Raw genomic sequence first — 12,008 nt, forward strand, 5'->3', positions numbered from 1 at the left:
CCCCTCGGGAGAGGATGTCCGAAGGACAGGTGAGGGCAAGGGTAATAATAAAAAGTAAGAATGTTCTAAATAGGAAAGTGATAATTTAATCAAACGCCCTTTCCCTCATCCGGCCTTCGGCCACCTTCTCCCTAAGGGCGAAGGGGATATGGGTAGAAACAAAAAACAAAAAACACCCCGCAGAGCGTCTTATGATTTCTTGGAAATTGGAAATTTGGATTTTGTCATTTAGTTTTAGCTATCCTCAGCGCCCGGACGAATCCGTGGGGTTTGCAAGATAGGTTATGTAACTATTATAGCATATCTGTGCGCCGTGGTATACTGGGGGTATGATTGAACCGTGTCATTCCCGCGAAGGCGGGAATCCAGGCACCTCAGGCTTGAAATATGGAGAAATCGGATTGTTGAAATTCAAGATTCACTGAAGAAGATCGTTTGTCAGACTTGCAACTCGATTTTCAAAAGTTTATAGATAGTGGAACCTGGATTCCCGCCTCCGCGGGAATGACAAGGAAAGAGTTTTGAGTTTAAAGATATGAAATACGTCGTATATGATTATTGCAAATTTTGAACATGAAGAGAATTTATTGGCTTCTGGCTATGATTTTGTGTTGGGGATTGATGAGGCGGGGCGTGGACCTTTAGCCGGTCCGGTCGTAGCAAGCGTGGCGGCAATTAAGGATTTTAGGAGCTTGGACCTGACTGACAAGCGTTGGAATTTTATCCGTGATTCTAAGGCGCTTTCGGAAAAGCAACGTGAGGTAATGTTTGATTTTATCCACGAGCACTTTTACGTGGGCGTGGGAATTTGTGATCACTTAACAGTTGATCGGATAAATGTATTGGAGGCGAGTTTTCTCTCAATGAAAAAAGCGCTTACTGATCTTCAGAATCAGCAGAAAGATTTGACGCGCGATAAAAAATGCATCGTGCTCGTCGATGGCAATAAGCTTATCCCTAGCTTTTCCTTGGAGCAGTTGGCGATCGTGAGTGGGGATAAATTGGTCAAATCGATTGCGGCGGCATCAATCATTGCCAAAGTGACGCGGGATCGGATGATTTGTGAGGCGGATAAAATCTATCCTGAATATGGTTTTTCTAAACATAAAGGTTATGGCACAAAGATGCATATGGAAGCGCTCAAAAAGCATGGACCTTGTCCGATTCACAGGCAGAGTTTTGAGCCAATGAAAGGCTGGACGAATAGGGCAAAAGGGTGCTATTATAAAGGCGTAAAGTATCAGATTAATCCTTAACCTAATAGGTACAGGACTTACACATTTGCCAAAAAATTATTCTCAAAAGCGCGGTTTCCTAATTTTGGCTTGCCCTTGCTGGTTTACCAAGAGTCTAGGATGCTAAAAAAGACAAACGTGCGAACAACTTTTTGGCAAACGCGTAAGTCCTAAGATAAAAAACATATGAAAATAGGAATTGATGCACGAACAATATTAAATCCAGAGAAAGGCGAAGCGATCGGTGCCGGGCACTATGCCTATCAGCTGATCCGCCATCTTTTGGAAATTGATAAGGAGAATGAGTATGTTTTGTTTTTTGATTTTCGTGTGCGGGAAAAAGATGTCAAGAAATTTTCTCGTGACAATGTGAAAATTAAATTCTATCCATTTTCTGATTACAAAAAATATTTGCCGGGAGCATATAGCGAAATTTTGGGCACCGCCACGCTCGCGAAGGAAAAATTGGATCTGCTTCACAGCACTTCACCGATGAGTCGGATCCCGAGCAGCTACCGAGGAAAGACGGTAGTCACGATCTATGACTTAGCGGCGGTCAAAGTGCCGGAAGTTTTTCCTGTGATGGCACGGACAAAAGCGAAAACGATGCTCAATATGGCGGTCGGAAAAGCGGATAAGCTAATCGCGGTTTCCAATTCTACCAAAAAAGATTTGTGCGAGCTGTTTGGTTGCGCTGATGGCAAGGTGCAAGTGATCTATAGTGGATTCGACAAGCGTTTGTCAGAAAAATCCGCTCTGCCAAGAATGGAAGTTTTGAAACGCTATGGAATGGAAGCGGAGGATAAATACGTGCTATTTTTGGGAACGATCGAACCGCTGAAAAATATCTCGCGCCTCTTTGAGGCTTTCGCTGGATTTAAAAAACGCTTCACAACTACAGGCAAAAATTTCAACTATAAGCTGGTCATGGCTGGCAAGCGGGGGTGGCTGGCGGCCGAACATAAACAACTGACCAAAGATTTAGGGATTGATAAGGAAGTTATTTTTACCGGTTATATTATCGGGGATGATTTGGCGCCACTCTTCGCTCAGGCTGATTTTTTCGTGATGCCATCGCTCTATGAAGGCTTTGGCACGACTGTGCTTGAAGCGTTCGCCACCGGCGTTCCGGCGATTCTATCCAACGTTTCTTCTATTCCGGAAATTGCCGGAGACGCGGCGAAGCTTGTGAATCCGCTGGACGTGAAAGAGATCACCGACGCGATGTTTGAATTTTCGCAAGATGAAAATTTGAAAAATAGCTATCGCGAAAAAGGTCGCGTACAAGTGGAAAAATTCAATTGGGAAAAGACGGCGAGAGAAACGTTAGAGTTGTATCAATCTCTAAAATAATTTTTACTGATTTTTTGTGTCATCCCTGCGGAGGCGGGGATCCAGGCACCTCAGGTTTTAAGAAAAAGAAAAACAGAATTTACTGGTCAGTAATAAAAAGTCAGAGGATTTGTAATTCGATTTTTTGTAATTCATAACTAGTGGAACCTGGATTCCCGCCTTCGCGGGAATGACACAGCTTAGATGGAAAAATTCTGGAAATCAATTTCGGCCGTAGAGGCGAAAGAAATCATCAAACAAAAATCCCACGCTGGGGATTTTTGTATTTTGGATGTGCGGACGGAAAAAGAATTTTTGAGCGGCGCAATTCCTGGCGCAATCAATCTGGATATCTATGCCCAGGACTTTTCTCAAAAACTTAATGCATTAGATAAAAATAAGACCTATCTAATTTATTGTCGCTCGGGCAATCGGAGCAAGTCTGCGCTTTCCTTGATGAAGCAATTGGGGTTTCAATATGTGTATGAGTTGGATGGGGGAATAATCAGTTCCTAGTTAAGTTGAGGAAATAAAAAAAACAGGCATTGGCCTGTTTTTTGCTGGTATTGATTTATGTCGCAGTAGCTGCTTATTCAGTGCAGTTACTTTCACACTCGGCATTTTTCATCGAATCATTCGGGAAAGTCTTTGCGCATTTTTCTACGCAAGACTTGCAGGTGTCAAATTTAGCGGTCTTTTGCAATTTACACTCGCCATTGATAGTTTGGCAACTGGCATATTGGCGGCAGTTGTCGCCAAAGGCATACATCGAATCGCAAGCCGCGCTGGTGTTTGGACCGCAAGTGATATCAAGTCCGTGGCAATTTTCCATTCCGCATTTTCCGGAAACTTGCGGAGGATTGACTGGTTGGTTTGTATCTGGATTATTTGGTCGGCTTTGTCCGCAGCCGGTCAAAAACAGCAGGGCCATAGACAGTGTTCCCAGTGTGATGATTTTTTTCATATTTTTTTATGATTAATAATTATTTAGTCAAAAAACGGAATTTTTTATGCTTTTATTATAGCAGGTAATAGTTGTAGTGTGAATAGTGACCTTGCGAATTTTTTGGTTTATGGTACTATATTGGTAAGATACAAATTTAATTAATCAACTAAAACAAAAAAAATGGACAAAAAGAAATTAGCTCTCGTAGCCTCATTGATTTTACTAGTTGGCGCTTTAGCTCTCGTACTTTTAGTGAAAACCAAGAATCAAAATGAACAGGCAGCGTTAAGTGGAGAAAAACGACAATTAAGTAATCCGGTAACAGCATTACCGATTGAAAATCTGACTAAATTAGAAAAAAGCTCTAGCGCATCTGGCCAAGCAATCGCTGGAAAAGTGAAATTGATCCAGGAGGATACGCTGGCAGTGGAGGATAGGGATGGGACATTGAATGGCTTTGGCATAAGCGGTTCAACTCCGGTTTTTTTTGTCGAGGAAGGGAAGGCGGATGAACTGAAGCAGATGGCCGATCTGCGTATCGGTGACTCGGTTGAGATTTCATATGACGAAGCGACAATGGAGGTCGGCGCTATCAACGTCTTAGTTGGAAAAGGGGATAATAATAAATAAATCTAAATAAAATGAAAAAAAAATATTCAAACTTGTATTTAGTTCTCTTCCTGCTCCTTTCCCTGTCTCTTTTTGGAATTTCCGATTCACAGGCGGCCGAGTTTCTTTGTTCACCAAGCAACACGACTGGCTATATTTCTCTTCAATATGGACCTTCTGGCTCGTCCGTACCCTTTACTCCGCCGACAACAAGTCATTTTGCTATTGGAGGTGGGCTTGCAAAGAATGGTCCTTGCTATAAGGATGGAAAATTCAGAGTCTTTGTCTTACCAGGAACAAAGGTTCTTAATATTGACGGAAACAACTCCATGCAAAATACGCGGCTTTATTTCATTTCTCGGTTCAATAAATTTCCTGGCAAAAAAATAGCAGATCCTTTTTCTGATGCTAATATTTTAAAACTTCCTTATGGGGGAACAAAACTGAAAACATTGAAGGATGGAGATTATCATTCTACTAATGCCAATGGAATATTTAGCATTATAACTGATGGTTATTCGTATCCTATTGCGCCCAATGAGGCAGGCTGGGTATACGTGGACGCTGACTTTGGATCAGGAGCTAGTATCAGTTACGCTAACGCTACGGGAGATATCGACTTGGATGCTTTTAATGATTGGTATAAGCATTCCGGTTCTAATTCGGATGGCTCTATTAATTGGGAAAAGGATGTTGAGAGTATGACAACCTATGCCCCGATCAATAATCATAGGACGGATTGCAATAAAGAGACTTGTGTTGGAAACTCTTGCTGGGATGGCGCGAAATTCGTTGTTGGCACCAAGACCACTGGTTGTGCTACTGGGACAGCAACAGCCGATCCAAATCCTGGCAAAATAGGAGCAAGGATTAGTTCAGTAATAACTTGGAAATCGGAGAATGCTTCAGTGACAACATATGCGATAGGTGAGTTTGAAAATAGGATGTCCCCTGCTCGCGGAAGCACCTTAAGTGGAAATAGTGGTAGCTTTAACTACACAGAGCGTCGTAATACGGATTATCGCGTGTTCACTTTTTTTCCGCGAAACTCTTCAAATGATATGCCGGGTACGCCATATTTCGTCAAGGTTGACTTTAAAAAAACTGGGGGCTCTCCTAATTGTGCTGCCGATACCTGCGTAGGTAATAATTGTTATGATGGATCAAAGGATATCCCTGGCACAAAAACCCAAGGCTGTGCCACCGGCACAGTCAGTTTCGCACCAACGGCGGTTACGCCTATTTCCGAGAATCCTCCCAAAGAATTGACTTACTTAACCTGGTCTTCCATTAATACTTCCAAGCTAGAAGTGGCCTGCACCGGACCAACCACCATCGCCAGAGCGGAGATTCAGAAAAGTTCCACTGAATGGATGACTGATGCTGCCAAATCAGGACTCTATACCAAGCCCGCCGGCGCTCCTGATGGTTACCCTGGATGGTTCCATGTTGGCACCAGTGGCACATTCGCCTGTACCTTCTATCCTACTAACCAAGCTGATGGTAAACCAGGCACTCCTTTCAAAGCTTCGGTTGAAGTCAAAAAACCTGGGGGTAGTGATTTTTCTTGTACAGGAACTGTTCCTACCAACGCCACTAAGTGTACTGACGATGATACTGAGCTAACAGCGACTCTGCCTTGGCAATCCGTAGGAACTTCTGCTTCTGCTTGCACTGCCACTAGAAAATGCGAATACTATGGTGCTTCTTCTCATAGTGGTGATATTTGCATTCCCGATGATCCAGACTGTGCAAATCATACTTGTAAGGACGTTTCTTGCAACAATGGTTGCAATATGCTAGAAGGGGTGAAGGATTGTATTGGAAGGAGGTAAAAAGTAAAAACAAACAAAATTTAATAAATAAAAATTAAAATAAAAAAATGAGGGTTATAAAAAATTTGAATTGGCTACTAATCCTGGGCGTGTTACTTTTTTTTAGTAACTCTTTAGCGCTTGGAGATACTGGGGATCAGCAAGGGTGTGACTTTTGGTATCCTTGGTCATGTAATCCGTCCTCATATTGCGTGGGGGAAACTGCTCCGTATGAGTGCAACCACAATCCTCCATGTTGCGATGCTGAAACACTTAGTGGTTTGAATTGCGCTGGTACGAAACAACCGGATTGTTCCAATTCTGGTAGTTATTGCATCGGGAAGAGTTATCCTAGTCCTAATGGTTGTGGCACATGCAACGGCACAAAGGGACCGGATTTTGATCAATCGGCTTGCTCCGCCTATGGCTTGAACTGCGGTACGTATGACGCCGGTTGCGGTTATAGCGTTAATTGTGGAACTTGTACATACCCCAATGTTTGCACTGATGGCAGGTGCTCTTGTGTTCCTGATTGTTCCGGTGCTGGTAATGTTTGTGCGGGAGTCCATTATCCCGATCCTACCGGTTGTAGGGCCTGTATCGGCACAAAAGGACCCGATTTTGATCAATCTGCCTGTTCCAAATTTGGCTTGACTTGTGGCATATACGACGCTGGTTGTGAAAATACTGTTAATTGTGGAACATGTACACCTCCGGCAACTTGCGTGAATGGTCATTGTGAGGGCAATGGAGGTAACGGTTGTATTCCCGCTGGTTGTCCAGCCGCTTGTGCAACTACTTGTTTAGGTGAATATTGTGGGTTTGATTGTTCTACACGATGTTATGGAACGATGATTTGTGATACTGGAGAAATTGGCGTCAAATGCGGTGGATCATGCACGAAAAACAGCGAATGCTTCACCGGACTCTTTTGTAATCCATATACGCACAAATGCGATGATGGTGATGCTTGTATTCCCCCTGATTCCTGTTCCCCGAACAACCCTAACTGTGGCGCCAATGTTTGTATCGGAGCGCCAGACTGTTGGAATGGCTGTGAGTTTGAACATGGCACAAAAAATTGCTCAACTTGCGGGCTTACAGTTACTCTGACTGCCAATCCAACTTCCGGTCCCGTGCCTTTTACCACTACCTTGACAGCTACTCCCAGTATCCTTCCAGTTAGTAATTATACCTATGAAAAAAGCTGCGGAAGAACAGGGACGATAACAGACGGAAACAATACAACTACAAACAAGTTTAAGTGCACATACGACACAGTACCATGTCGCAGCAGAGAAAGCGCTAGCGTGATAGTGAGAAAAAAAAGCGATCCTGACTGTACGGATTCTGATTCTGCTACTATTGCATTGGAAGCTTGTGTTCCTTCGCATGATTGTGTTTCAAATTGTAATGGCAATACTGATTGTGGCTATAAGACTGATCGATGTGTTCCGACAGGTTGTTCTAATAGTTGTGATGGCGTCACCTGCACTACAGAGACCAATTGTGGATTATGCGGTTCCGGAGAGTGGAAAGAGGTCAGTCCTAATTAAAAAATAAAAAACACTATGCAAAAAAGCAAACAAATCCTCATCCTCATTTTTGCACTTATTGTCCTCATCAGCGGGATCTATTCTGTCGCTAGAAAAATCAGCGAAAAAAACAAGTCAGCCGTTTCCATGACAGAGAGGACGTCAAAGACAGAACAAGATGAACAACGTAAAAAAATACTCGACCGGCAAGTGCCAGACGCGAACAATCCTGACCTAGCAGGCACCATTGTCAATATCAAAGAAAAAACCATGCTTATCAAAGGAGTGAATGAAACAGTTTTAGTCAACATCTCTGGCGCTACTCCTGTCACGCTGATAGATAAGAACAAAAAAGAAACCCTTGCGGGTATGGCCGACCTGGAACGGGGCGATGCAGTCAAAATTACCTATGACAAGGATAAAAACGTTACAATGATTTATCTTGAGCAATAGGGCTTGTGGTTGGTTGCGCGGAAATGATAGCGATAAAAAAACACCAGGGATGGTGTTTTTTTTGTTTTTCTCTTTGATGTTGCCAAAAAGCCAAAAATGGACTAGAATAAGCTTACAACTAAAAAGACGTTTGAGGAACTATCAATTCCGAAGTCGAAGAAAGAACTTTCGCCGAGTTCGCGCGAAAAATTAGACTCTTCCGGGTAAGCCCGTCAACGCTGTAATTAAGTCTGCCACAGGTGGAAAATTAAGGTGGTACCACGATTTATTCGTCCTTATGCATTTTGTTTGTATGGGGATTTTTATTTTTTAATTTTTCTGTCATCCTGAGCGAAGTCCGTAATCGGACGAAGTCGAAGGATCTGCCTAAGGTTATCGCGGGGCTTTTTAATTTATTGTAGAGCTAACGATTACACAAAGTAGATCCTTCGACTCCATAAATTTTCCGGAGAAAATTTATTCCGCTCAGGATGACAATCATGAGTATGTTTAAAAAAGTCGATTCAAGGAAAAAGTATTCCGAGATGGAAAAAGAAATTATTGAGTTTTGGAAAGCGGATGGTACTTTTCAAAAATCGGTGGAACAGCGGAGTAAGGATAAATATTACAGTTTCTATGATGGACCGCCATTTATCACGGGCGTGCCCCACTATGGCACGCTACTTTCTTCGATCGTGAAAGACGCCGTTCCTCGTTATTGGACGATGAAGGGTTTCCGCGTGGAGAGGCGTTGGGGTTGGGATTGTCATGGGCTGCCGGCGGAGAATATGGTGGAGAAAAAGTTAGGCCTCAAAAGTAAGAAAGACATTGAAAAAATTGGGGTGGCAAAATTCAATGAAGCCTGCCTGCGAGAAACTTCGCAGATCGCTTCCGAGTGGGAAGATGTAATTGATCGCATCGGTCGCTGGGTGGAATTCAAAGGCGCCTACAAAACGATGGATAAAGGGTATATGGAATCGGTCTGGTGGGCGTTTTCAGAACTTTTCAAAAAAGGCCTCATCTATGAAGATGTGCGCGTATCGCTGTATTGCCCGCGTTGTTCCACGCCACTTTCAAACTTTGAAATCGCGATGGATAATTCTTATGAGATGGATAGTGATCCTTCGGTGTATGTGAAGATTAAGGTTAATGGCGAGGAAAATACATATTTCTTGGTGTGGACAACGACTCCTTGGACACTTTTGGCCAATGTCGCGCTAGCGGTTGGCGGAGGAATAGATTATGTCAAAGTCAAAACCGCTGAGGGAAATTATATCTTAGCAAAAGAACGAGTGGCGAATGTTTTCAAAGAGGGCGAAGTTGAAATTGTTGAAGAGCTTAAGGGTGTGGATTTAGTTGGCAGGGAATACGAACCAATTTTTCCCCACGAAATTGAAAATGGCTATCGCGTGATTGCAGGAGATTTCGTGACGACAGAAGACGGATCGGGTATCGTGCATATTGCGCCGGCGTTTGGTGAGGATGACTTTAATGTGAGAAAACCGAATAATCTGCCGATCATCATGAACGTGGATGAGGAAGGGCAATTCACGGAAGGGGAGTGGCAAGGGCAGAAAGTCTGGGAGGCGAACAACGATATTGTGAAATGGCTGAAGGAGAACGGATTTCTTTTCAAACGCGAACAAATCACGCATAGCTATCCGCACTGTCATCGCTGTCACACTAAGTTGATCTACAAAGCCCAGCCGGCCTGGTATGTGAATGTGGACAAAATCCGTCAGAATCTGCTCGACGAAAATGAAAAAATCAATTGGTATCCGGAATTTTTAAAGCATGGCCGTTTTCAAAACGGGATCGAAAGCGCCCCGGATTGGAACATCTCACGCGACCGCTATTTCGGCACAGCTATTCCAGTTTGGAAATGCGAAGCGCAGGATTGTGGAGAAATTAAAGTTGTTGGATCATATGGCGAGCTGAAAGAATTATCAGGAGTAGAGTTGCCAGATTATCACCGGCCGGGCGTCGATGAGATTACTTTCAAATGCGAGAAATGCGGCGGGGAAATGCGACGGATTCCGCAAGTATTTGATTCTTGGATCGAGTCCGGTTCGATGCCGTTCGCGCAATTTCATTATCCCTTTGAAAACAAAGAAGTCTTTGAAAAAAGTTTTCCAACTGATTTTATCTCGGAATATATTGCCCAAACTAGAGCATGGTTTTATGTGCTCCACGTCGTTTCGGTGGGAATTTTCGGGAAAATCAGTTTCAAAAACGTCGTGACGACCGGAACGATTGCCGGATCGGACGGCAAGAAAATGTCGAAATCTCTGGGCAACTATCCCGATTCCAATATTATCCTGGAAAAACACAGCGCCGATGCTTTGCGCTTTTATCTCTTGTCTTCGCCGCTGCTTAATGCGCAAAATATTAGTTTTTCAGAAAAAGCCATTCAGGACATCCAAAGAAAAGTGCTCTCTACTCTTTGGAATAGCTATTCCTTTTTCACGCTCTACGCCGGCGTAGATAAATGGGAGCCAAAAAATAAACTGGGCACGGTGTCAGACTCCAAAAATCTTTTGGACCGCTGGATCGTTTCTGAACTTCACAAATTGATTGGCGAAGTTGACACGAATATGCAAGGCTACGACTTGGTCAAAGCCACCCGTCCGTTTGAACTATTCGTGGACAATCTTTCCAATTGGTACATCAGGCGCTCTCGCAAGCGTTTTTGGAAAAGTGAAAATGATGGCGACAAAAACAGCGCCTATGAAACTTTGCACTATGTGCTCGTGATGCTGGCCAAAACAATGGCACCGTTCACACCGTTCATCGCAGAGGAGATGTATAAAAATCTAACCGGTGACGAATCGGTGCATCTGGTGGAATTTCCAACCAGTGATGAGAAATTGATTGATGAAAAATTAAATGCCGAGATGAAAAAAGTGCGTGATGTAATTTCCGAAGGCTTGCAACAACGGGCACTCAATCGAATTAAAGTCCGCCAACCATTGGCTGGGGCGACGATCAAGCACAAAATCGAAAACGCAGAATTGGTAGAAATTATGCAAGAGGAGTTGAATGTGAAAAGCGTTACAGTCTTGGAAACGCAGGAGGAAAATATTAAACTCGATCTCGAAATCACGCCCGAGCTAAAACTCGAAGGCACAGCGCGCGAGCTGGTGCGGGCGATCCAAGAGATGCGAAAAGAGGCAGGCTATGAAGTAGATAATCACATCAAAATTGGCTATGTCGGGGCAGAGGAAGTTTTCACAAAATTCGGCGACCTCATCGCCAAAGAAACTTTAGCGAATGCCATTTCCGCTGGTGAGTTGGCCGAGGCAGACCTCGAAAAAGAAGTTTTGATTGATGAGGTGAAGTATGGTATTTTTATTATGAAGGATTAAAAAAATCCTCCTCTCCCCTCGGGAGAGGATGCCCGTAGGGCAGGTGAGGGTTTTTACCTATGCAGATAAGACTAGCAGTTGAATCGAGGCACTATGGTTATGGGCAGCACCCTCATCCGTCCTTCGGCTACCTTCTCCCGGAGGGCGAAGGGGATATTAATAAGGTTTTGCTTAACTTATGCTTGAATTTCAAAAAACAAAAATCGAAGGAGTGTTTTTGATTAAGCCTCAGGTGATCGGTGATCATCGCGGGTTCTTTTTGGAAGCTTATCGTGAAGAAGAATTTTTGGCGGCGGGGATCGATGTGAAATTTATCCAAGACAATCATTCTTTTTCCACGGAAAAAGGCGTGCTGCGCGGATTGCATTTTCAAAAGCCGCCTTTTACGCAAGCGAAATTTGTCCGGGTGATCAAGGGTCGGGTGGTCGATGTGGTTGTCGATCTGCGCAAATTCTCTCCAACGTTTGGTCAGTGGGAAAGTTTTGAACTTTCTGAAGATAACTTTCAGATGTTGTTCGTTCCGCATGGGATGGCGCACGGATTTTGTTTGGTAACGGAAAATACCCATTTTGTCTATAAGGTGGACAACTACTATCACGCCGAGAGCGACGGGGGAATCCTTTGGAATGACCCGGACTTAGACATTACTTGGCCAGTCGAAAAACCGATCATTTCAGAAAAAGATCAAAGACTGCCCACTTGGAAAGAGTTTTTGAAAGAGAATCCGTTTTGAAATTAAA

The 12,008-nt window shown here is 43.6% G+C and carries 10 protein-coding genes; 9 read left to right on the top strand and 1 reads right to left on the bottom strand.

Annotated features, from left to right (window positions below; translation table 11 throughout):
• Positions 1-551 precede the first annotated feature (551 nt).
• The 3 genes from WC848_06300 (at position 552) to WC848_06310 (ending at position 3,083) form a co-directional block, all read left to right on the top strand.
• Entirely contained in the window at positions 552-1,256 is a 705-nt protein-coding gene (locus WC848_06300) for a ribonuclease HII (GenBank protein MFA5962265.1), read from the top strand.
• Between the two features lie 165 nt (positions 1,257-1,421).
• Positions 1,422-2,588 carry a glycosyltransferase family 1 protein gene (locus WC848_06305; protein MFA5962266.1) on the top strand — a complete coding sequence of 389 codons (1,167 nt, stop codon included), beginning with the start codon at positions 1,422-1,424 and terminating at the stop codon, positions 2,586-2,588.
• 183 nt (positions 2,589-2,771) lie between these two features.
• Positions 2,772-3,083, top strand: coding sequence for a rhodanese-like domain-containing protein (locus tag WC848_06310; protein MFA5962267.1), 312 nt, complete (start codon positions 2,772-2,774; stop codon positions 3,081-3,083).
• A gap of 73 nt (positions 3,084-3,156) precedes the next feature.
• Here WC848_06310 and WC848_06315 read toward each other — a convergent pair whose 3' ends face one another.
• Complete coding sequence (locus WC848_06315) at positions 3,157-3,531, bottom strand: hypothetical protein (GenBank protein ID MFA5962268.1); 375 nt, start codon at positions 3,529-3,531, stop codon at positions 3,157-3,159.
• Between the two features lie 162 nt (positions 3,532-3,693).
• On the opposite strand from WC848_06315, the gene WC848_06320 reads away from it, so the two are divergent.
• The 6 genes from WC848_06320 (at position 3,694) to rfbC (ending at position 12,001) form a co-directional block, all read left to right on the top strand.
• A complete protein-coding gene (locus tag WC848_06320; protein MFA5962269.1) occupies positions 3,694-4,143 on the top strand; it encodes a hypothetical protein in 450 nt (149 codons plus the stop codon).
• A gap of 11 nt (positions 4,144-4,154) precedes the next feature.
• The gene (locus WC848_06325) at positions 4,155-5,957 is read left to right on the top strand and encodes a hypothetical protein (protein ID MFA5962270.1); all 1,803 of its coding nucleotides are present in this window, start codon (positions 4,155-4,157) and stop codon (positions 5,955-5,957) included.
• Between the two features lie 65 nt (positions 5,958-6,022).
• Positions 6,023-7,492 (top strand): hypothetical protein, encoded by a 1,470-nt coding sequence (locus tag WC848_06330; GenBank protein MFA5962271.1) that lies wholly within the window; start codon positions 6,023-6,025, stop codon positions 7,490-7,492.
• A gap of 15 nt (positions 7,493-7,507) precedes the next feature.
• The gene (locus WC848_06335) at positions 7,508-7,924 is read left to right on the top strand and encodes a hypothetical protein (protein MFA5962272.1); all 417 of its coding nucleotides are present in this window, start codon (positions 7,508-7,510) and stop codon (positions 7,922-7,924) included.
• Positions 7,925-8,409: 485 nt separating this feature from the next.
• Positions 8,410-11,268, top strand: coding sequence for an isoleucine--tRNA ligase (gene ileS / locus WC848_06340; GenBank protein MFA5962273.1), 2,859 nt, complete (start codon positions 8,410-8,412; stop codon positions 11,266-11,268).
• 178 nt (positions 11,269-11,446) lie between these two features.
• Positions 11,447-12,001, top strand: coding sequence for a dTDP-4-dehydrorhamnose 3,5-epimerase (gene rfbC, locus WC848_06345; GenBank protein ID MFA5962274.1), 555 nt, complete (start codon positions 11,447-11,449; stop codon positions 11,999-12,001).
• The last annotated feature ends 7 nt before the right edge of the window (positions 12,002-12,008 follow it).

The sequence above is a fragment of the Parcubacteria group bacterium genome (assembly GCA_041659505.1).
Lineage (GTDB): Bacteria > Patescibacteriota > Minisyncoccia > Moranbacterales > UBA2206 > UBA9630.